The 20,401-nt window shown below is 73.5% G+C and carries 15 protein-coding genes; 8 read left to right on the top strand and 7 right to left on the bottom strand.

Annotation, left to right across the window (positions count from 1 at the left end; translation table 11 throughout):
- Positions 1-74: 74 nt before the first annotated feature.
- Positions 75-1,382 carry a phosphopyruvate hydratase gene (gene eno, locus ACN9MM_RS34890; RefSeq protein ID WP_426367753.1) on the bottom strand — a complete coding sequence of 436 codons (1,308 nt, stop codon included), beginning with the start codon at positions 1,380-1,382 and terminating at the stop codon, positions 75-77.
- A gap of 176 nt (positions 1,383-1,558) precedes the next feature.
- On the opposite strand from eno, the gene ACN9MM_RS34885 reads away from it, so the two are divergent.
- Complete coding sequence (locus tag ACN9MM_RS34885) at positions 1,559-1,981, top strand: MarR family winged helix-turn-helix transcriptional regulator (protein WP_426367752.1); 423 nt, start codon at positions 1,559-1,561, stop codon at positions 1,979-1,981.
- On the opposite strand, the gene ACN9MM_RS34880 is transcribed toward ACN9MM_RS34885, so the two are convergent.
- Positions 1,978-2,919: a nucleoside hydrolase gene (locus ACN9MM_RS34880; RefSeq protein ID WP_426367751.1), complete on the bottom strand. Its 942-nt coding sequence runs from the start codon at positions 2,917-2,919 to the stop codon at positions 1,978-1,980. The two genes, ACN9MM_RS34885 and ACN9MM_RS34880, sit on opposite strands and share 4 nt — an antisense overlap.
- Positions 2,920-3,042: 123 nt before the next feature.
- Here ACN9MM_RS34880 and ACN9MM_RS34875 point away from each other — a divergent pair, with 123 nt between their 5' ends.
- The gene (locus tag ACN9MM_RS34875) at positions 3,043-4,434 is read left to right on the top strand and encodes a M1 family metallopeptidase (RefSeq protein WP_426367750.1); all 1,392 of its coding nucleotides are present in this window, start codon (positions 3,043-3,045) and stop codon (positions 4,432-4,434) included.
- Between the two features lie 6 nt (positions 4,435-4,440).
- Here the strand turns inward: ACN9MM_RS34875 and ACN9MM_RS34870 are convergent, their stop codons facing one another.
- Positions 4,441-5,631: a cytochrome P450 gene (locus ACN9MM_RS34870; RefSeq protein WP_426367749.1), complete on the bottom strand. Its 1,191-nt coding sequence runs from the start codon at positions 5,629-5,631 to the stop codon at positions 4,441-4,443.
- A 543-nt stretch (positions 5,632-6,174) separates the two neighbouring features.
- Here ACN9MM_RS34870 and ACN9MM_RS34865 point away from each other — a divergent pair.
- From ACN9MM_RS34865 to xdhC, 3 genes are read left to right on the top strand one after another with little or no spacing between them, the layout of a single operon-like run.
- Positions 6,175-7,638, top strand: a complete 1,464-nt coding sequence (locus tag ACN9MM_RS34865) for a xanthine dehydrogenase small subunit (RefSeq protein WP_426367748.1) — start codon at positions 6,175-6,177, stop codon at positions 7,636-7,638.
- Positions 7,635-10,010, top strand: coding sequence for a xanthine dehydrogenase molybdopterin binding subunit (gene xdhB, locus ACN9MM_RS34860; protein ID WP_426367747.1), 2,376 nt, complete (start codon positions 7,635-7,637; stop codon positions 10,008-10,010). Before ACN9MM_RS34865 ends, xdhB begins: the two co-directional genes overlap by 4 nt.
- Position 10,011: 1 nt before the next feature.
- The gene (gene xdhC / locus ACN9MM_RS34855; protein ID WP_426367745.1) at positions 10,012-10,821 is read left to right on the top strand and encodes a xanthine dehydrogenase accessory protein XdhC; all 810 of its coding nucleotides are present in this window, start codon (positions 10,012-10,014) and stop codon (positions 10,819-10,821) included.
- 344 nt (positions 10,822-11,165) lie between these two features.
- Here xdhC and ACN9MM_RS34850 read toward each other — a convergent pair whose 3' ends face one another.
- Together ACN9MM_RS34850 and ACN9MM_RS34845 are read right to left on the bottom strand one after the other, a co-directional pair.
- Positions 11,166-12,356: a S8 family peptidase gene (locus tag ACN9MM_RS34850; protein ID WP_426367744.1), complete on the bottom strand. Its 1,191-nt coding sequence runs from the start codon at positions 12,354-12,356 to the stop codon at positions 11,166-11,168.
- 119 nt (positions 12,357-12,475) lie between these two features.
- Entirely contained in the window at positions 12,476-15,304 is a 2,829-nt protein-coding gene (locus ACN9MM_RS34845) for an AfsR/SARP family transcriptional regulator (RefSeq protein WP_426367743.1), read from the bottom strand.
- Between the two features lie 230 nt (positions 15,305-15,534).
- Here ACN9MM_RS34845 and ACN9MM_RS34840 point away from each other — a divergent pair, with 230 nt between their 5' ends.
- The 3 genes from ACN9MM_RS34840 to ACN9MM_RS34830 all read left to right on the top strand — a co-directional run bounded on the left by ACN9MM_RS34840 (position 15,535) and on the right by ACN9MM_RS34830 (position 17,826).
- Entirely contained in the window at positions 15,535-15,939 is a 405-nt protein-coding gene (locus ACN9MM_RS34840; protein ID WP_426367742.1) for a hypothetical protein, read from the top strand.
- A 311-nt stretch (positions 15,940-16,250) separates the two neighbouring features.
- On the top strand, positions 16,251-17,099 hold the full coding sequence (locus tag ACN9MM_RS34835) for a DUF1684 domain-containing protein (protein ID WP_426367741.1): 849 nt from the start codon (positions 16,251-16,253) through the stop codon (positions 17,097-17,099).
- A gap of 178 nt (positions 17,100-17,277) precedes the next feature.
- A complete protein-coding gene (locus tag ACN9MM_RS34830; RefSeq protein ID WP_426367740.1) occupies positions 17,278-17,826 on the top strand; it encodes a rhodanese-like domain-containing protein in 549 nt (182 codons plus the stop codon).
- A 14-nt stretch (positions 17,827-17,840) separates the two neighbouring features.
- Here ACN9MM_RS34830 and ACN9MM_RS34825 read toward each other — a convergent pair whose 3' ends face one another.
- Together ACN9MM_RS34825 and ACN9MM_RS34820 are read right to left on the bottom strand one after the other, a co-directional pair.
- Positions 17,841-19,199, bottom strand: coding sequence for a uracil-xanthine permease family protein (locus tag ACN9MM_RS34825; protein WP_426367739.1), 1,359 nt, complete (start codon positions 19,197-19,199; stop codon positions 17,841-17,843).
- Entirely contained in the window at positions 19,196-20,317 is a 1,122-nt protein-coding gene (locus ACN9MM_RS34820) for an aryl-sulfate sulfotransferase (RefSeq protein WP_426367738.1), read from the bottom strand. The genes ACN9MM_RS34825 and ACN9MM_RS34820 overlap by 4 nt, the downstream gene beginning before the upstream one ends.
- Between the last annotated feature and the right edge of the window lie 84 nt (positions 20,318-20,401).

Below are 20,401 nucleotides of genomic sequence, written 5' to 3'. Positions count from 1 at the left end.
TCCCCTCCCGGTGACCTCGGTCGCCGGACGCGGCGCCACCACCTCCCGGTGGTGGCGCCGCTCCGTCGTGCGCGTCAGGCCCGGCGGAGCGCCGAGCGGCCCGCGTAGCGTGCCGCGTCGCCCAGCTCCTCCTCGATCCGGATCAGTTGGTTGTACTTCGCCGTGCGGTCGGAGCGGGAGAGCGAGCCGGTCTTGATCTGGCCGCAGCCGGTCGCCACCGCGAGGTCGGCGATGGTGGTGTCCTCCGTCTCGCCGGAGCGGTGCGACATGACGGCCGTCCAGCCGGCCCGCTGTGCCGTGGCCACGGTGGCGAGCGCCTCGGTCAGGGTCCCGATCTGGTTGACCTTGACGAGGACCGAGTTGCCGACGCCGGTGCGGATGCCCTCGCGCAGCAGCTTCTCGTCGGTGCAGAACACGTCGTCGCCGGTGAGCTGGCAGCGGTCGCCGACGCGGGCGGTGAGCTCGCGCCAGCCGTCCAGGTCGTTCTCCGCCATCGGGTCCTCGATGGAGACGATCGGGTAGGCGTCGATGAGCTTGGCCAGGTAGTCGGCGTTCTCGGAGGGGGTGCGGCGGACCCCCTCGCCCGCGTAGTCGTACACGCCGTCGCGGAAGAACTCCGACGAGGCCGGGTCCATGATGAGGCCGATGTCCGTGCCGGGGCGGTAGCCGGTGCGCTCGATGGCGGACACCACGAAGTCGAGCGCCTCCTCGGCGGTGCGCAGCGCGGGCGCGAAGCCGCCCTCGTCGCCGACGCCCGTGGAGTGGCCGGCGGCCAGCAGGTCCCGGCGCAGGGTGTGGAAGACCTCGCTGCCCATGCGGACGGCTTCGGCGAAGGTGTCCGCGCCCACGGGCGCGATCATGAACTCCTGGAAGTCCAGCGGGTTGTCGGCGTGGGCGCCGCCGTTGACGATGTTCATCATCGGCAGCGGCAGGAGGTGGGCGTCGGGGCCGCCGAGGTAGCGGTAGAGCGGCAGGCCGTGGGCCGCCGCGGCGGCCTTGGCGGTGGCGAGGGAGACGCCGAGGATCGCGTTGGCGCCGAGCCGGGACTTGTCGGCGGTGCCGTCGAGGGCGATCAGCGCGGCGTCGAGGCCCGTCTGGTCCGCCGCGTCCCGGCCGCGCACGGCCGCCGCGATCTCGCCGCCGACGTGGGCGACCGCGCGGTCGACGCCCTTGCCGTGCCAGCGCGCCGCGTCCCCGTCCCGCAGTTCCACGGCCTCCCGGGCGCCGGTGGAGGCGCCGGAGGGAACGGCCGCGCGCCCCAGGGAGCCGTCCGTCAGGACGACGTCGACCTCGACGGTCGGGTTGCCGCGGCTGTCGATGATCCGGCGGGCGGTGACGGCGTCGATGGCGGCGTCGACGGTGCCGGATTCCTTGCTGGACATGGTGGTTCCTCCCCGTGGTCGTGTGCCGTGACCCGTGGCGCGTCCGTGTGGGCGCCGAGCCCGACACGACCGAACTCTACAGCAATGCTGTTCAGTTTCTCTGTTCAGTTCTGCTGTACAGCATTGCTGTGCAGGTCAGCCGCACAGCGGCCCAGGACCACGGGGTAAAGTGCCGTATGCCCACCCCGGAAGCCGCCGCCATCGCCACCGAACTGCGCACCGCGATGGGCAAGCTCACCCGACGCGTCAAGGACGAGGACCGCATCCCGCTCGGCCAGGCCGCCGTGCTCGGGGCCCTCGACCGCAACGGCGCGATGACCACCAGCGACCTCGCCGCCGATCAGCGCGTGCGCCCCCAGTCGATGGCCCGCGCGGTGGGCCTCCTGATGGAACAGCACCTGGTCACGCGCCGGGCCCACCCCACGGACGGCCGCAAGTCGCTGGTCGAGCTGTCGGACGCCGGCCGCTCCGCGCTGGAGGCCGAGCGGGGCCGCCGGGCCGGCTGGCTCGCGCAGGCCATCGAGGTCGAACTCACGGACGAGGAAAGGACGCTGCTGGCCCGGAGCACCGCCCTCCTGGAGCGGCTGGCCGGGCGCTAGCCGCCGAGTACGCGTACGGCCTCCACGATCAGGTCCCAGAAGGCGGCCGTGTCGACCTCCATGCCGACCTCGGTGCCGGCGGGTTCGTCCGTCACCCCGTGCAGGTCCACCACCGTCGCGCCCCGGGTGTGGGTGCCGTTCAGCTCCACGGTCACCGACGCCCGCACCAGGCTGACCAGTGGGGGGTTGATCAGGTGCGCGACGGTGAGCGGATCGTGCAGCGGGGGCGCGTCGAAGCCGTACACCTCGCGGTAGGTGGACGCGAAGTAGGTCAGCAGGTCGACGCAGAGCGCGCTCAGCGGAGTGCCGAGCGCGGCGATCCGGGCGACGACCTCGGCGGTGGCCCGGACCTGGTGGGTCGCGTTGAGGCCGAACATGGTCACCGGGAGGCCGCTGCGGAAGACGATGTCCGCCGCTTCCGGATCGCAGAGGATGTTGAACTCGGCGGCGGGCGTGGTGTTGCCCCGGCCGGTCGAGCCGCCCATGAGCACGATCCGCTCGATCCGTTCGGCGAGCTCGGGGTGGGCGAGCAGGAGGACCGCGATGTTGGTGAGCGGCCCGGTGGGGACGAGCGTGACCGGTGCCGGGTGCGCGAGGAGGGTGTCGCGTACGAGGGTGAGGGCGTCCCGCGGGTCCTGCGGCACGTCCGGCTCACCCCGCGCGAAGCCGGGCCCGTCCAGGCCGGACTCGCCGTGGATGTTCTCGGCGATCCGGCGCGGTGCGTGCAGCGGCCGGTCGCGGCCCGCCGCGACGGGTACGCCCCGGATCCCGGCGACCGAGCAGACCCGGCGGGCGTTGAGGGTGGTCTTCTCCAGCGTCTGGTTGCCCGCGACGGTGGTGATCGCGAGCAGGTCGATCGCGGGGTGCGCGGCGGCCAGGAGGATGTTGAAGGCGTCGTCGTGACCGGGGTCGCAGTCGAGGATCACGGGAACCGGCATGCCCTCACCGTCCCACATCGGGCCCGGCACGCGAAGGACCCGGGACCTGGAGAAGCCCCGCTCGCCCCTCCGGTACGCCCGGAACGCTCCCGTCCGGCCGTACGGGCGTTCTAGCGTGCTCGGATGACCTCGCCCAGGAACTGGCGCGCACCGCTGCTCGCCCTCGTGACCGTCCTGACGCTCTCCGCCCCGGCCTCGGCGGCGCAGTCCCCCGTCGGCGTCTCCGCCGCCGCGCCCGCGGCGACACCGGACCGTCCCTCCTACGACGTGAAGCTGCGCGCCGACGCCGACGGCTCGCACTGGACGGGCCGCCAGACGGTGTCGTTCCGCAACGCCTCCCGCACTCCGCTGCGTTCGGTGGACGTACGGCTGTGGGGCAACGGCACCGACGGGTGCGGGGTCCCGGGCGCGCCGTCCCCGGTCCGGGTGAGCCGGGTCGCCGGCGGCACCCCGCGGCCGCTCGCCGTCGGTTGTACCGCGCTGCGGATCGACCTCCCGAAGCCGCTGCCGTACGGGGCGCGGGCGCGCGTCTCGTTCGACCTCGCGATCGCCGTCCCGGACCGCGTCCACCGCTTCGGCCGGGACGGCGCGTACCGCTTCCTGGGCAACGCGCTGCCGCTGCTGTCCGTGCAGGACGCGCGGGGGCGCCACCTGGACCCGGACGTCGGCTTCGGCGAGAGCTTCTACACCCTCGCCGGTGACTTCCGCGTCGCGCTCGACCACCCGGACGCGCTCGTCGTCCCCGCGACGGGCACCACCACCCGGCACGCGGGCGCGCCCGGGCGCACGGTCAGCACCAGTGTCGCCCGCGGGGTGCGGGACTTCGCCTGGGCGGCGGGGCCCTTCCGGTCGAAGAAGGTGACCACGCCGGGCGGGGTGCGGCTGAACGCGTACTGGACCGCCACCACGCCCGCGGAGGGCGTCGCCGTCAGCCTGAGGGACGGCGCGAGCTCGGTCGACTCGTTCGGGAAGCGGTTCGGGCGCTACCCGTACGGCGAGCTCGACCTCGTCATGAGCGACCACCTCGACGACTTCGGCAGCATGGAGTTCCCCGGTCTCGTCCTGCTGTGGACGGAATCGGAGGGCTCGGCCGTCGTGCACGAGATCGCCCACCAATGGTTCTACGGCATCGTCGGCAACGACCAGTTCGCGGCGCCGTGGCTGGACGAGTCGTTCGCCCAGTACGCCAACCAGTCGTACTACCGGGAGGACACCGCCGGCTGCTGGGAGGACCAGGGCATGTGGCCCAGCGACACGGCCGCCCTCACCCGGACCATGGGCTACTACGCGGACGGCCGCCGTTCGGAGTACGTCCGGGTCGTCTACGCGCGGGGCTCCTGCGCCCTGCACGACCTGGAGCGCGTCCTGGGCGGCCCGCGGATGGCGGCCGTGCTGCGCGGCTACGTCCGGGACCACTGGCTGGGCGTCGCCACCACCGCGGACTTCAAGCGCGCGGCGCAGGCGGCGACCGCCAGGGACCTCGGTCCGTTCTGGGCCGAGCACCGGATCGGCTGAGAGCGGTCAGGCGTCCCAGGTGACCGGAAGGCTCTTCACCCCGTAGATGTCCGCGGTCTCCGGGCGCAGGGCGACGTCCTCGGCCGGGACGGCCAGGCGCAGCGTGGGGAAGCGCTTGAAGAGGGCGGCGAACGCGACCCGCATCTCGACGCGGGCCAGCTGTGCCCCGAGGCAGAGGTGGATGCCGTGGCCGAAGGCCAGGTGACCGCCGGCGTCCCTCCGCAGGTCGAGCGTGTGGGGGTCGGGGTAGCGCTCGGGGTCGCGGTCGGCGGTGTGGTACGAGAGGACGACCGTCGTGCCGGCCTCGACGGTCTGGCCGCCGACCTCGACGTCCTCCAGCGCGGTCCGCATGAAGGACTTGGCGACGGTGAGGTAGCGCAGGAGCTCCTCGACGGCCTGGTCGACGAGCGCCGGATCGGCGCGCAGCGCGTCGAGCTGGTCCGGGTTCCGCAGGAGGGCGAAGGTGCCGAGGGAGAGCATGTTGGCGGTGGTGTCGAACCCTGCCGCCAGGAGGATCAGGCTGATCCCCTTCAGCTCCTCGTCGGTCAGGTCGCTGTCCGTGAGTTCGCTGAGCACGTCGTCGGTGGGGTTCGCGCGCTTGGCGGCCACCAGCCGGGCGAGGTACTCCTGCGTGGCGGTGTAGGCCGCGATCAGGTCCTCGTCGCTCGTCTCCCCGCCCATGAACGTGTCGATCTGCTTCTGGAAGGAGTCCCGGTCCTCGTACGGCACGCCGAGGATCTCGCAGATGATGATGGTGGGGATGGGCTTGGCGAAGGCGGTCACGAGGTCCGCCGACGGGCCGGCCGCCTCCATGGCGTCCAGACAGTCGGCCGTGACCTGCTCCACGCGCTCGGTGAGCAGGCGCATCCGCCGGGCGGTGAACTTGCCGACGAGGGGCTTCCGGTAGCGCCCGTGCTGGGGTTCGTCCATGAGGAGGAACTCGCCGGGCGGGGCCGGCGGCAGCTCGAAGTCGACCACGTTCATGAGGTCCTTGCGCGAGCTGAACCGCGGGTCGGCCAGGACCGACCGGACGAGGTCGTGTCCGGTGATGATCCAGCCCGGTGTGCCGCCGGGGTGGGTGTAGCGGCTGATCGGGCCGTGCTCGCGGGCCTCGATCAGCTGGGCCGGCGGATCGAAGGGGCATCCCGCGGGGCGCTCGGTGGGCAGGTCGGTGACGGTGTGGACGGACTCGCTCATGGCCATTCCTCGATCTCACGGCGGCAGGTGTTCGAACCACCCCGAAAGCTACGTTGCGTTCATGGTTTCGTCAATGATCCAAAACCCATACCCCCAGCTTGCGGCAGCGAAATTGATGCAATGACCCTGCGCCTTAATGCAACGCCACGTTGCAATGGATCACCGCTTCGAGGACCTCGGACCCGTCGGCACCCGGGTCGACCGCTCTTGACCACCGTGATCGCAGGGCATTAATTTGCGGGTCTGCACCGGCCCATGACGACCGAGAGGAGGCGACCGGCGGATGAACACCAGCTCCGACCTGAGTCGCCTCGCCCACATCACGGTCTGGGTTCCGGGCCGCATCGCCCACGGCTGCTGACGACGCCGTCCCCCGTGCCCTTCCGGGGCACATCACGGTTTCCCCTCACCCTTCCCGGCACGCCACGGTCGCGTGCCGTTCCGCGCCCGCCTCTCCCCCGCGGCGCGTCCGAGCACAGAAAGCTGCCCGACATTGGCGAACATGAGGAACCGACCCATCGCGCACCGAATCGAGGGCCCGTCATGGTAGAGGCGCGGATCACCGTCAACGGCGAGGAAGCGCCCCTCGCACCGGCCGCGCCGCACACCACGGTGCTGGACTTCCTGCGCGAGCGCGGCCTCACCGGCACCAAGGAGGGCTGCGCGGAGGGCGAGTGCGGCGCCTGTTCGGTCCTGGTGGCCCGCCCCGGGGTGAACAGGCCCACCGACTGGGTGGCGGTCAACGCCTGTCTGCTCCCGGCCGCGTCACTCGACGGCCAGGAGATCGTCACCTCCGAGGGCCTCGCCACCGGCGGCGCGCCCGGCACGCCGCCCACCCTGCACCCCGTGCAGGAGGAGATGGCGGTCCGCGGCGGATCCCAATGCGGCTACTGCACCCCGGGGTTCGTCTGCAGCATGGCCGCCGAGTACTACCGGCCCGACCGCTGCGCCCACCCGCAGGCGGACGGCGCATCCGGCGCCGAGCACGGCCCGAACGGCTTCGACCTGCACGCGCTCAGCGGCAACCTGTGCCGCTGTACGGGCTACCGCCCGATCCGGGACGCCGCGTTCGCCGTCGGTACGCCCACCGACGAGGACCCCCTCGCCCGGCGCCGGGAGGAGGCCCCGCCCGCACCGGTCGCCACCGAGTACGCCCGGGACGACAGCGTGTTCGTCCGGAAGGCGACCCTGGCGGAGACGCTGCGGCTGCTGCGCGAGCGGCCCGACGCGGTGGTGGTGGCCGGCTCCACCGACTGGGGCGTCGAGGTGAACATCCGCTCCCGGCGCGCCGGCTGCGTGGTCGCCGTCGACCGCCTTCCCGAACTGCGGGAGCTGCGCGTCGAATCCGACCGCGTCGAGATCGGCGCGGCCCTGACCCTCACCGAGATCGAACGCCGCCTCGACGGCGAAGTGCCGCTCCTCGCCGAGCTGTTCCCCCAGTTCGCCTCCCGGCTCATCCGCAACGGCGCCACCCTCGGCGGCAACCTGGGCACCGGCTCCCCCATCGGCGACAGCCCGCCGGCCCTGCTCGCGCTCGACGCGTCCGTGGTACTCGCCGACGCCGACGGGGAGCGCGAGGTCCCCCTCGCCGCGTACTTCACCGGCTACCGGCAGAGCGTGCGCCGTCCCGGCGAGCTGATCCGCGCCGTGCGCGTACCGCTGCCGCTGTCGCCCGTCACGGCCTTCCACAAGATCGCCAAGCGGCGTTTCGACGACATCTCCAGCGTGGCCGTCGCCTTCGCGCTCGACGTCGAGGGCGGGATCGTCCGCAAGGCGCGCATCGGCCTGGGCGGCGTGGCCGCCACCCCGATCCGCGCCCTCGCCACCGAGGCGGCCCTGGAGGGCCGCCCCTGGACGGCGGAGACCGTCGAGGCCGTGGCGCCGGTGCTGCGGGAGGAGGGCACACCGATGGACGACCACCGGGCCAGTGCCTCCTACCGCTCCGCCATGCTCGGCCAGAGCCTGCTGAAGCTGTACGCGCGAACCACCGAGGCGGTGTCGTCATGAGCCAGTTGTCCGAACGTCCCGAGAAGCCCGTCGTCGGCCTCTCGGTGCCGCACGAGAGCGCCACCCAGCACGTCACCGGCACCGCGCTCTACACCGACGACCTGGTGCACCGCACCAAGGACGTGCTGCATGCCCACCCGGTCCAGGTCATGAAGGCCCACGGCAGGATCACCGCGCTGCGCACCGCGCCGGCGCTCGCCGTGCCCGGCGTGGTGCGCGTGCTGACCGGCGCCGACGTGCCCGGCGTCAACGACGCCGGGATGAAGCACGACGAGCCGCTCTTCCCCGACGAGGTCATGTTCCACGGGCACGCGGTCGCCTGGGTGCTCGGCGAGACGCTGGAGGCGGCCCGGCTCGGCGCCGCGGCCGTCGAGGTGGAACTCGACGAACGGCCCTCCGTGATCACCCTGGCGGAGGCCATCGCCGCCGGCAGCTTCCACGGCGCCCGGCCGGTGATGGTGACCGGCGACGTCGACGCGGGCTTCGCCGACTCCGCGCACGTGTTCACCGGTGAGCTGCAGTTCTCCGACCAGGAGCACTTCTACCTGGAGACGCACGCGGCGCTCGCCCACATCGACGAGTCCGGGCAGGTGTTCGTCCAGAGCAGCACCCAGCACCCCTCCGAGACCCAGGAGATCGTCGCGCACGTGCTCGGCCTGCACAGTCACGAGGTGACCGTGCAGTGTCTGCGGATGGGCGGCGGCTTCGGCGGCAAGGAGATGCAGCCGCACGGGTTCGCGGCCGTCGCCGCGCTCGGCGCCCGGCTCACCGGCCGGCCCGTCCGGGTCCGGCTCAACCGCACCCAGGACCTGACGATGTCCGGCAAGCGCCACGGCTTCCACGCCTCGTGGCGGATCGGTTTCGACGCCGAGGGCCGCATCCAGGCCCTCGACGCGACGCTCACCGCGGACGGCGGCTGGAGCCTGGACCTGTCCGAACCGGTGGTGGCCCGCGCCCTGTGCCACATCGACAACACGTACTGGCTCCCCCACGCCCGCGTCACCGGCCGGATCGCCCGGACCAACAAGGTCTCCAACACGGCCTTCCGCGGCTTCGGCGGGCCCCAGGGCATGCTGGTGATCGAGGACATCATGGGCAGGTGCGCGCCCCTGCTGGGCCTCGATCCGGCGGAGCTGCGGGAGCGCAACTTCTACCGGCCGGGGCAGTCGACGCCGTACGGGCAGCCGGTCGTCCAGCCGGAGCGGATCTCCGCCGTCTGGGAGCAGGTCAAGGACAGCGGCGGCATCGCCGACCGCCGGCGCGAGATCGCCGCCTTCAACGCCGCGCACCCGCACACCAAGCGGGCCCTCGCGCTCACCGGCCTCAAGTTCGGCATCTCCTTCAACCTCACCGCCTTCAACCAGGGCGGCGCGCTGGTGCTGATCTACAAGGACGGCTCCGTCCTGATCAACCACGGCGGCACCGAGATGGGCCAGGGCCTGCACACCAAGATGCTCCAGGTGGCGGCGACCACCCTGGGCATCCCGCTGCACAAGGTGCGCCTCGCCCCGACCCGTACGGACAAGGTGCCCAACACCTCCGCCACCGCCGCCAGCGCGGGGACGGACCTCAACGGCGCGGCGGTGAAGGACGCCTGCGAGCAGCTGCGCGGGCGGCTGCTCCAGGTCGCCGCGACGCAGCTCGGCACCCACGCCTCGGACGTCCGCATCGTCGAGGGCGTCGCGCGCGGCCTGGGCGGCGACAAGGAGCTCGGCTGGGACGAGCTGGTGCGCACCGCGTACTTCCAGCGCGTGCAGCTGTCGGCGGCCGGCTTCTACCGGACCGAGGGGCTGCACTGGGACGCCAAGACGTTCCACGGCTCGCCGTTCAAGTACTTCGCGCACGGCGCCGCCGCGGCCGAGGTGGAGGTGGACGGCTTCACCGGCGCGTACCGCGTGCGGCGGGTGGACATCGTGCACGACGTCGGCGACAGCCTGTCCCCGATGATCGACATCGGCCAGGTCGAAGGCGGCTTCGTGCAGGGCGCGGGCTGGCTGACCCTGGAGGACCTGCGCTGGGACGCCGGCGACGGGCCGCACCGCGGGCGTCTCCTCACGCAGGCGGCGAGCACGTACAAGCTGCCGAGCTTCTCCGAGATGCCCGAGGAGTTCCACGTCACGCTCCTGCAGAACGCCGGCGAGGAGGGCGCGGTCTACGGCTCCAAGGCGGTGGGCGAGCCCCCGCTGATGCTGGCCTTCTCCGTGCGGGAGGCGCTGCGGCAGGCCGCCGCCGCGTTCGGGCCGGACGGGATCAGCGTCGAACTGGCCTCGCCCGCAACGCCGGAGGCGGTGTACTGGGCGATCGAGGCCGCTCGCCGGGGCGGCGCGGCTGCCGGCGTCGGGGCCGGCGCGGAAGCGCTGAGCGGTGCCTGACATGACGTGGTTCGCCGCGGTCGCGCGGCTGCGGGCACGCCGGGAGGCCGGCGTGCTCGTGACCGTCGCGACCGTGCGCGGCCACGCCCCGCGCGACGCCGGCGCGAAGCTCGTGGTCGGACGGACCGAGACCTGGGGGTCGATCGGCGGCGGCAACGTGGAGGCGGTCTCGATCGACCGGGCCCGGGAGATGATCGCCGCGGCCGCACCGGAGCCCGAGCTCATCGACTTCGCCCTGAACGACAAGGTGACCAACCGGCACGGGGTGCAGTGCTGCGGCGGCACCGTGTCGGTGCTGCTCGAACCCCTGCCGGTGGTAAGGGCGGTGGCGATCTTCGGCGTCGGGCACGTCGGGCTCGAACTGGCGCGGATCCTGGCCCGTCAGGACCTCGACCTCCATCTGGTCGACTCCCGCTCCGACACCCTCACCGCGGAGCGGCTCGACGTCCTCGCGGACGCGGTGGCGCGGGTGCGGGTGCACCACACGCCGCTGCTGCCCGAGGAGGTCCTGGAGGAACTGCCGCTGGGCACCCACGTCCTGATCATGACGCACGACCACGCCGAGGACGCGGCGCTGTGCGATGCCGCCCTGCGCACGAGCCACCTCGGCTCCATCGGGCTGATCGGGTCGGCGGCCAAGTGGGCGCGGTTCCGCAGGCGCCTGGCCACCGAGGGCGGTCACGACGAGGCCGTCATCGACCGGATCAAGACCCCGATCGGCCTGGCCGAGATCACCGGCAAGGAGCCCGCGACGATCGCCGTCAGCGTCGCCGCCGATCTGCTGCGCACCTTCGAATCCGCCTTCGAGTGACAGGAATCGACATCGCTCGGCCCGCTCCGTTCGACACCGGACGAGGCGATGCGGGAGCCGATCGCCTTCCGGAGGCCGCCCGGGATCGTGCGCGCGGCCCTCGGGGACGATGCCGGACGCCGGGTCGCGGGGCTGCTCGCCCCTGACCCGCTCGCGCCCGCCCGGGGCGGCCGGCCCGCGTGAGGCGTGGGCCCGGCGCGATCCGGTGGCGGGCCGGTCGGCGCCCCCGCGCGACCCGTTCGCCGGGTGGTGCGGGGGCGCCGGACCTGCTGGGGCCGCGGGCCGCCGGGGTCCGGACGTGGGGGGGCTTACAGGCCGCCGGTGTCCGGACGTGGGGGGGGGGCTTACAGGCCGCCGGTGTACAGGAGCGCGTTGGGTGTGCCCCCGCTGACGTTGCTCAGGGCGCCCTCCGTCGCGTTGTCGTCGATCCACTCGGCGACCTCGGCCGGGCTCGCCGTGGGGTGCTCGGCCTTGTAGAGCGCGGCGACTCCGGTGACGTGCGGGGCGGCCATGGAGGTGCCGCTCAGGGCGACGGAGCCGCCGCCGACGCGTGCCGAGACGATGTCCTCGCCGGGTGCGAAGATCTCCACGCAGGGCCCGTAGTTGGAGAAGGACGTCTCCTCGTCCCGGATGTTGGAGGCCGCGACGGTCAGGACGCCGTCCGCCGAGGCGGGCGACACCTCGCAGGCGTTCTTCGACGAGTTCCCGGCCGCGATGACGGGCAGCACGCCCGCGGAGTACAGAGCGGTGGCGGCGTCGTTCAGGGCCACGGACCTGTCGCCGCCGAGCGAGCCGTTCAGGACCGCGGGCTGCCGGGCGTTCTTGGCGACCCAGTCGAGTCCGGCGATGATGCCGGAGTACGTGCCGCGGCCGTCGCAGCCCAGCACGCGGACGCTCACCAGGGAGGCCTTCCGGGCCACCCCGTACGTCATGCCGGCGACCGTGCCCGCGACGTGCGTGCCGTGGCCGTTGCAGTCCTGGCCGAGGCGCCCGTCGCCCATGGCGTCGAAGCCGAACGCGGCGCGGTTGCCGAACTCGGCGTGGCCGTAGTCGATGCCGGTGTCGAGGATGTACGCGGTCACGCCGGCGCCGCTGCCCCGGGTGGTGAAGTCGTTGTCGAGCGGCAGGTCTTGCTGGTCGATCCGGTCCAGGCCCCAGTCGGCGGCCGGTCCCCGGGCGGCGGAGGACGTGACCGGCTGGGGCGGGGCGGCCGCCACCGCGTCCTCCTCCACCGAGGTCACTCCCGGGGTGCTCCTGACGGCCGCCAGCTGGAGGTCGGTCAGCGGGGCCGCGAAGCCGTTGATGGCCTTGTCGTAGACGAACGTGGGACGGAGGTCCAGCCCCGCTGCGACCGCCGCGGCGTCGGCGGTCCCGTCGAGGGTCACGATGTACTGGCCGGGCACCGCGTCGGCGGCGGTGACGAGCGGCGCCGGGGTCGGCTCGGGACCCGAGGCGGACGCCGTCGCCGTCGGGGCGGTGACGGCGAGGGCGGTGAGGGCGGCGCTCGCGAGAGCGAGTCTGGTACGCGTGTTCATGCCCCGAGGGCATCATGCAGAAACGATCAGACCCTACGACATCTCCGAGCGATTCCGGTCGATTCCAACGGATGCCGGACACGTCACCGCCATGGTCCGCGCCCATGCGGTGCCGTGCCTCAGCGTCTCAGCTTGAGCAGCACCGCCTCCGCGTCGTCGTGCCGGAGCGCGTCGAGGAGCTCCCAGGCCTGCCGCCACGCCTCGCGCGCGTCCTCGGGCCGTCCCGCCGCCCACTCGACGTCGCCGAGGTGGTCGAGCGAGACGGCCTCGTGGAACGGCGCGCCGACCTCACGCAGTCCCTCCGCCGAGACCCGGAAGCAGTGGGCAGCCCGCTCCAGGTCGCCCGTCTCGTGGTGCACCACGCCCAGGCTGTCCCAGGTGAGGCCCAGACTGCGGCGGTCCCCGAGCTCCTCGAAGACCAGGCGAGCGGCGTCGCACATGGCCAGCGCCTCGGCGTGGTTGCCGAGCAGCGCCTGGAAGTAGCCCACGTTGTTCAGGGCCTTGGCCTCGCCGCTCCGGTCTCCCCGCTCCCGGAAGAGGCCGAGGGCCAGCGCGTTGTGGCGCAGTGCCTCCTCGGCGCGCTCCTGCCGCTCGTACCTGCCCGCGAGGTCGAGGTGGACGTCGGCCTGGCCGAGCAGGTCCCCCTCTGCGGTGAACAGGTCGAGGGCCCGCCGCAGATGGGTCCCCGCCTCGGGGTCCCGCGCGGTCCAGCGCAGGGCCGCGGCCAGGCTCCGGTGCGCCCGGGCCCGGGCCGTCGGGTCGTCCATGCGCTCGGCCGCCGCCAGGGCGGCGGTCTGGACGGTCGCCCCGTCCGCCCAGTGCCCGCCCCAGGAGAGGTAGGTCTTCAGGACGTACGCCAGCTGCCAGCACGCCAGGTCGAGGCCGCTCGCGCCCGCCCGGACGACCGTCTGGACGAGGGCCGCGTGCTCGCCGGTGAACCACTCCCTGGCCTCGCCGATGTCCGCGAGCGGCTCGGGTCCCACGCCCCGCCCCGCCTTCGGGGGCAGGTCGGCGGGCGGCAGTTGGGGATCCATGAGCAGCGCACCGCGCTGCGCGGTGTGGAGGTAGTGCTCCGTGACCCGCCTCAGGGCGGTGCGGCGGCTCGGCCCGGAGTCGACCTCTTCGCCGAGTTCCACGGCGTACGAGCGCAGCAGGTCGTGGAAGGCGTACCTCCCGTCGGCGCCCTCGGTGACCAGGTTGGCCTCGGCCAGCTCGGTCAGCAGGGCGTGCGCGCGGGGCCCGGGGAGCGCCGAGAGGCTGCCCGCCACGGGCACGGTGATCCCCGGGCCGGGATGGACGGCGAGCAGCCGGAAGAGCCGTGCGGCGTCGGTGCTCAGCGTCTCGTACGACCAGGAGAGCACCGCGCGGACGTCGCTCCAGGCGTCGCTTCCGGTGAAGGCGTCGAGACCGCGGGCGCGGCGCAGCCGTTCGACGAGCCGGGTCAGGCTGAGGGTGGGGGTGACCGCCGCCCGTGCGCCCACGACGGCCAGGGCCAGCGGGAGGCGCGCGGCGAGCTCGACGGCCTCGTCGACCGCGTGGGGGTCGGCCGCGACGCGCGCCTGGCCGACGCGCGCGGTGAGGAGCTCGCGGGCCTCCTCGGGCGACAGCACGTCGAGCGCCACGGGCTGGGCGTCCTCGACGGCGACGAGTCCGAGGAGCTGGTCCCTGCTGGTCACGACGGTGAGGCTGGTCGCGGACCCGGTCAGGAGCGGCCGCACATGGGCGGCGTCGCGGGCGTTGTCGAGGAGGATCAGGTAGCGGCGGCCGTCGGTGAGGGTGCGGTAGAGGGCGGTCCTGGCCTCCTGGGCCGCCGGGATGCGTGCGCGGGGCACGCCGAGGCCTTCGAGGAGGCTCCGCAGGGCGCTGTCCGGTGTCACGGCGGATCCGTCCGGGGCGAAGCCGCGCAGGTTCAGATGGAGCTGCCCGTCGGGGAAGTCCGCGCGGACGCGGTGCGCCCAGTGGACCGCGAGGGTCGTCTTGCCCACGCCGCCGGGGCCGGAGACGACGATCGGTCCGGTGCCGGCGTGCCCGCGGGCCTCCTCCAGGAGCGCGTCGAGCCGCGCCAGCTCCGCCCGCCGGCCCGAGAAGTAGCGGGAGACGGGAGGAAGCTGGGCCGGTGCCGCCGCCGCACCGTCCCCCGCGGGCTTCCCGGAGGCGGCCGATACGGGTGCGGGTGCGGGGGGCTTGGGCGACGCGGGCTCGTCGTCGCCCCGGAGGATGTCCGCCAGCGCCTCCTGCACGGCGCGGCCGGGTGAGACGCCGAGCTCGTCGGCGAGGATCCTGCGGAGCCGGTGGAAGACGGCCAGGGCCTCCGCCTGACGGTCGGTGCGGTGCAGGGCGACCATCAGATGGCGGTGGAACCCCTCGCGCAGGGGGTGCTGTTCGGTGAGCGCGTACAGCTCCGCGGCCAGGCCGTCGTACCGGCCGAGCCGGAGGTCGGCCTCGCAGCGCCACTCCAGGGCGACGAGCCTGGCCTCGTCGAGGGCCTGGAGGCCCGGCCCGTACGGCACGCCGTGACCGAGGGCGGGCAGGTCGGCGAGCGGGCTGCCCCGCCAGAGCCCCAGGGCCGTCGCGCAGGCCTCCCGCACGGTCTCCCAGTCCTCGCGGAGCCGGGCGCTCCGGGCCGTCCCCAGCAGCTCCTCGTGCCGGTCGCTGTCGAGCGCGCCGCGGTCCACGTCGAGGACGTATCCGGGCGGCACCGAGCGGAGGCGCACCGCCCCCTCCGGGCCCAGCGTCCTGCGCAGGCGCGTCACGTGGTTGTGCAGGGAGCTGGAGGCCGTCGCGGGCAGGTCCGTACCCCAGAGGGCGGCCTTGAGCTCGTCGGAGGAGACGACCTGACCGCGCTTCAGGAGCAGGATGCCGAGCAGGGTCCGGACCTTCGTGCCGCCGATGACGAGGGGACCGGCGGCGTTCTGCGCCGTGAGGGGGCCGAGCAGACCGAAACGCATCCGTGTGACTCCAGGGCTCGGTGGATCGAATGACCGCGTGCGTCGTTGAACGGGCTGGTCACAGGTTGTACGCCACACATCACAGCGCAGGCGAACCGGACACACGTTCATGTCTCGAATGTGAGCTTGAACGCGGGCTCCATACCGGGCAGGACGGCTCAATTCGTCTGTGGAAGCGGCGAGTTCGCCGCACCGGGGACGCCAGGAAGCCGTTCCCGGAGGTGCCTCCCGTGCTGCTCGTCATCCTCGTCGCCGTCGCGGCCCTGCTCGCGGGCCTCGCCGCCGACCGGTACCTGCGGCCGCGGTTGCTCACCGAGGACGACGACACCGGCATGGCCGTCAAGGACCTCGTCGGACCTCTGCTGACACTGACCGTCCTTCTCCTCGCGTTCGTCCTGGTCACCGCGAACGGCTCCTACGGCAAGGCGGAGGTCGCCTCCCGGGGTGAGGCCCGCGCCCTGGACCAGCTCGTCGAGACCGCCGAGTACGCCCCGCAGGTCCAGCGCTCGCGGATCCAGGCCGACGTCGTCTGCTACGCCCGCGCCGTCCGCACCCGGCAGGCCACCCGTGACTTCCTCGCCCACAGCCGGGTCACCGAGCTGCCCTGCGACAGCCAGGGCAACCGGGTCGCCTGAACCGGCCCCGCCGGGACGCCCGGCCTCCCTCATGGACAACACTGGCGCCGTGCGGCGGAGTTGTGTTCTCCTGAACCCATGAGCCTGCTCGTGACGCGCCGACACGTGGACTACGTGCGCGTCACGACCATGGCGTGTTCCGGCTGACACCGAGGCCTCGACCCGGCGTCCGGACACCGACGCGCTCGCCCCGACCGTTCCTGGGCGCCCCCTGACGGCCTCGTCCTGCCCCGCGCTCCGATCGTCCCCCCTTCTCGGCGGGTACACGACCGCGCGCACCTCACACCATCCACTCCCGCAGGAGGAGACGCATGAGCGTCCGTGGCATTCCCACCGCCCCCGAGACAACCACGACCGATCCGGAGCTCTTCGCGACGGAATGGGAGAAGTGGCACCTGGACAAGGACGCACGGCTCGCCTCGGAGCACGGCTTCCTCGCGATCACCGGTCTGCACTGGCTCTCCGACGAGCCGCAGGCCTTTCCCGGCGCGCCCGGGACCTGGTCGACGGGACCCGAGGGTGCCGTCGTGGAGCTCGACGAGGGCGGCGAACTCGTCGTCGGTGGCGTGCCGGTCCGCGGGCGGCACCTCTTCGGCGTCATCCCCGAGCGCGGAGGCGTCGACGCCGTCTGGGGCGACACCGTGATCGAGGTCGCCAAGCGCGGCGGCAACGACGTGATCCGCCCGCGCCACCCCGGCCACCCGCTGCGCGTCGCCTTCGCCGGCACACCCGCGTACGAGCCGGATCCGCGCTGGGTGGTCACGGGCCGGTACGAGGCCTTCGACGAGCCGCGGCCGACGACGGTCGGCGCCTCCGTCGAAGGGCTGCAGCACGTGTACGACGCTCCCGGCCGGGTCGTCTTCCGGCTCGCGGGGCAGGAGCTGAGCCTGACCGCGTTCAACGGGCACGCGCCCGGCAGCCTCACCCTGCTGTTCACCGACGCGACCTCGGGCGTCACGACGTACGCGGCCAACCGGAATCTCACGGTGGAGACGCCGGGGCCCGGCGGCGAGGTCGTCCTCGACTTCAACCGCGCGACCAATCTGCCCTGCGCCTACACGGACTTCGCGACCTGCCCGCTGCCGCCGGCCGAGAACCGGCTGCCCGTCGCCGTCGAGGCCGGGGAGCGGATCCCGCACGAGCGCGGCCCGGTCTCCTAGCCGGGCCCACGGGATCGCCCGGGAGCGGTCTGTTGCCGCCGCGTTTCGGCTCCATGGCCACCCCGTGGCGATCACGGCCGGATCCGGCCCGCCCGGCGGGACACCCCCTAGCATCCGGTGGAACGGCCCCGCGGCTGCCGCGGGGCCGTTTCCCGCACCCCCCAAGGACAGGTTCCCCATGGGCATTTCCCGCACCCTCGGCGTCGACGAAGTACTGCCCCGGCTGGCCGAGTTGCACGTGGTCGACGTCCGCACTCCCGGAGAGTTCGCCTCCGGCCGCCTTCCTGGCGCCGTCAACATCCCCCTGGACCGCATCGACGCCGGCCTGCCGGACCTGCGGCGGGCGGCCGAGGCCGGAGCGCTGCTCCTGGTGTGCGCCTCCGGTGCCCGCTCCGACAAGGGCGCCGCGGTCCTCGCCTCCCACGGGATCGCCGCCGCGAGTCTGGCCGGTGGCACCCGGGCCTGGGCCGACGCCGGTCACGGGCTCGAGCACCCGCCCGGTCCGGTCCGGGCGGTCTGGGGGATGGAGCGTCAGGTGCGTCTCACCGCGGGGGGCCTGGTGCTGCTCGGGCTCGCCCTCGGGCTGTTCGTGCACCCGGCGTTCCAGCTGCTGTCGGCGGCGATCGCCGCGGGCCTGGTGTTCTCGGCGGTGACCGACACCTGCGGCATGGCGGCGGTCCTCGGGCGGCTCCCCTTCAACCGGCGGGGCCCGGCCTCCCTCGGCTGATCCCGGGGCGCGGGTCACTCCCGTGGCGGTGGCCCCGACGCGCAGGGGGCTCCGCCACCCCGGCCGGTCCGGCCGAGCAGCGCCGTCAGGAGCACGGCCGTCAGGGTTCCGGCGACCACGCCGCTGCCCAGGATCGTACGGGCCCAGCCGGGGAACCCCGCGTACAGGTCGGGGCTGAGCAGGGGCAGCAGTCCCGCGGTGAGCGCGAGCGCCGCCGTCAGCGAGCCCGGCCCCGTGCCGGACAGGTCGGCCCGGCGGAGCATCTCGACGCCCATGACGGCGATCACCGCGTACACGACGAGCGCCGAGCCGCCCACGACGGCCTCGGGGATCCCGGCGAGCACCCGCGAGACGGGGGCGGCCAGGCCGAGGACGACCAGGAGCGCTCCGGCGCCGGCGGTCACGAACCGGCTGCGGACCCCGGCGAGGCGGCCGATGCCGATGTTCTCGGCGCTGGTGACCATGAGCGAGGTGCCGAAGAGGCCGCCGGCCAGGGACACCAGGGCGTCGGCGCGGGCGACGCGAGGGACGTCCCGCTCGGGGGCCGGAGTCCGGCCGACGGTCTCGCTGTTGAGCACGGTCTGCCCGGTGATCTCGGCGAGCGTGGTGAGGCTGAAGACGAGCAGCGGCAGCGCGGCCACGAGGTCGAACCGCGGGGCACCGAAGGGCAGGAACACGGGCAGGGCGAAGCCGCTGCCGGCCGCGGGGCTGAAGGAGCCCAGGCCGGTCCCCACCGCGACGAGGGTTCCCGCCGCCATCCCGAGGAGGACGGACGTCTGTCGCCAGACGCCGCGCAGGAACACGTACGCGGCGAGGGTCGCCGCCACGGTGAGCGCGGCGAGGAGCACCGCGCGCGGCTCGCCCGTGCCGTCGGGACCGGTGACGAGCCGGGCCGCGACGCGGATCATCGCGATGCCGATGAGCAGCACGGTCACGCCCATGACCAGGGGCGGGAAGAGGCGTACGACACGGGCGTACAGCGGCAGGACGGCGAGCAGCAGCGCGGCCGCCAGGAGGACGGCGCCGGTGGCGGTCGCCGGGCCGTGTTCCTGGGCGATCTGGAGGAACAGGGCTGTGGCGGCGCCGCCGGGCAGCATGACGAACGGCAGCCGGCCGCCGATCCGCCACACGCCGAGGGACTGGAGCAGGGCGCCCGCTCCGCAGAAGAGCAGGACGGTGCTGAGCAGCGAGGCCGTCGCACCGGGCGACATCCTCAGGCTTCCGGCGACGAGGAAGACGGTGGAGACGGGGGCGGCGATCATCGCCAGGACGTGCTGGGCCGCCAGGGGGACCAGGCGCCGCCAGGGGACCCGGGCGTCGACGGCTTCGGCCGGGCGGGTCCCGGCGGGGGCGTCGGTCGGTGCGGTCGTCATGCCGTCTCCTCCAGCCACGGGATCTCGGCGGCGGTGTAGCGGTAGGCGCGGAAGACGGCGTTGGGTTCGGAGGGGAAGAGGCCGCGGACCTCGCTCTCGCCGTAGCCGGCGAAGTGCGGGACGACGTACTCCCAGCAGAGGTAGCCGTCCTTCGTCACCTCGAAGAGGCGGCCGGACGGGGAGTCGGTGACGAGCGTGTTGCCGTTCGGCAGGCGCTGCGCGGAGCCCATGAAGGGCGCGAAGAAGAACTCGCGGGCCGGGTCGTGGTACTCCCACACGATCTCGCCGTCGGTCCGGTCGATCTCGACGACACGGGAGTAGGGGACGTCGTGGCCGGGCCGGAAGACGCCGTTGTCGAAGACGAGGAACCGGCCGTCGTCCAGTTCGGTGGGCGCGTGCTGCTGGCTGACCGTGCCGGGGCGGCTGCGCCAGAGGATCTCGCCGGTCTCGCGGCTGATGACGACGACGGCCGAGACGCTCCGCAGGCTCGCGAGGATGTTGCCGTCCCGCAGGGGCGTCACGCTGTTGATCAGCGGCCAGTGCTCGCGGGCGTAGGCCTCGTGGAGGGGGAAGGAGTCGCGGTCGAGGTGCTCCGCGGCGCGCCAGGACCAGAGGAGTTCGCCGTCGGGGCCGACCTCCTTGACGGTGTCGGCCCAGACGACGCCCGCGGCCTCGGAGCCGGGCACGCCGCCCCGTACGGCGGCGGCCTCGTCCCCGGCGAGGGGTTCCAGGGCGGTGTAGAGGATGCGGCCGTCGTCGAGGTGGTGGGCGTCGTGGTGCTGGAGGGGGTCGCGGTGCTCCCGCAGCACGGTGCCGTCGGGTGCCGCGCGGAGCATGACGCCGCCCCGGTACTTGTGCCACATCGGGAAGAGCGCCTTCTCGCCCGGGAGGACGCCGTTGTAGGCGAGGGTGCCGTCGGCGAGCAGCCGGGCGTGACGGCCGGGGCGGTACGGGAGGTTCCACCGGTGGACGGTGCGGCCGTGGAGGTCGACGAGGTGGACCTCCCCGGTGCCGGTGAGCGGTGCGTAGAGGGTGTAGCCCTCGGACGCGGCCGTCTCGTCGAGGGCGATGAGGCCGGTGGGACGGCGGCGGCGTGAGTTCTGGTCGATCGTGGGCACGTCGGAGCTCCTCCTTCAAACTTTCTTTGATGAGAACAACCGACTTTGACGGTAGGGGCGTGGTGTGACGGGCGTGTGTCGGGA

Source organism: Streptomyces sp. E-08 (genome assembly GCF_049913095.1).
In the GTDB taxonomy this organism is placed as follows: domain Bacteria; phylum Actinomycetota; class Actinomycetes; order Streptomycetales; family Streptomycetaceae; genus Streptomyces.
This window is presented reverse-complemented; position numbering and strand designations above follow the sequence as displayed.

Bases quoted from the DNA above. Each gene is read 5' to 3' on its own strand.
- ACN9MM_RS34870 (WP_426367749.1), bottom strand. From the start codon at position 5,631: ATGAGCGAGTCCGTCCACACCGTCACCGACCTGCCCACCGAGCGCCCC.
- ACN9MM_RS34835 (WP_426367741.1), top strand. From the start codon at position 16,251: ATGAGCGTCCGTGGCATTCCCACCGCCCCCGAGACAACCACGACCGAT.
- ACN9MM_RS34830 (WP_426367740.1), top strand. From the start codon at position 17,278: ATGGGCATTTCCCGCACCCTCGGCGTCGACGAAGTACTGCCCCGGCTG.
- ACN9MM_RS34850 (WP_426367744.1), bottom strand. From the start codon at position 12,356: ATGAACACGCGTACCAGACTCGCTCTCGCGAGCGCCGCCCTCACCGCC.
- xdhB (WP_426367747.1), top strand. From the start codon at position 7,635: ATGAGCCAGTTGTCCGAACGTCCCGAGAAGCCCGTCGTCGGCCTCTCG.
- eno (WP_426367753.1), bottom strand. From the start codon at position 1,382: ATGTCCAGCAAGGAATCCGGCACCGTCGACGCCGCCATCGACGCCGTC.
- xdhC (WP_426367745.1), top strand. From the start codon at position 10,012: ATGACGTGGTTCGCCGCGGTCGCGCGGCTGCGGGCACGCCGGGAGGCC.
- ACN9MM_RS34885 (WP_426367752.1), top strand. From the start codon at position 1,559: ATGCCCACCCCGGAAGCCGCCGCCATCGCCACCGAACTGCGCACCGCG.
- ACN9MM_RS34865 (WP_426367748.1), top strand. From the start codon at position 6,175: ATGGTAGAGGCGCGGATCACCGTCAACGGCGAGGAAGCGCCCCTCGCA.
- ACN9MM_RS34875 (WP_426367750.1), top strand. From the start codon at position 3,043: ATGACCTCGCCCAGGAACTGGCGCGCACCGCTGCTCGCCCTCGTGACC.
- ACN9MM_RS34825 (WP_426367739.1), bottom strand. From the start codon at position 19,199: ATGACGACCGCACCGACCGACGCCCCCGCCGGGACCCGCCCGGCCGAA.
- ACN9MM_RS34880 (WP_426367751.1), bottom strand. From the start codon at position 2,919: ATGCCGGTTCCCGTGATCCTCGACTGCGACCCCGGTCACGACGACGCC.
- ACN9MM_RS34845 (WP_426367743.1), bottom strand. From the start codon at position 15,304: ATGCGTTTCGGTCTGCTCGGCCCCCTCACGGCGCAGAACGCCGCCGGT.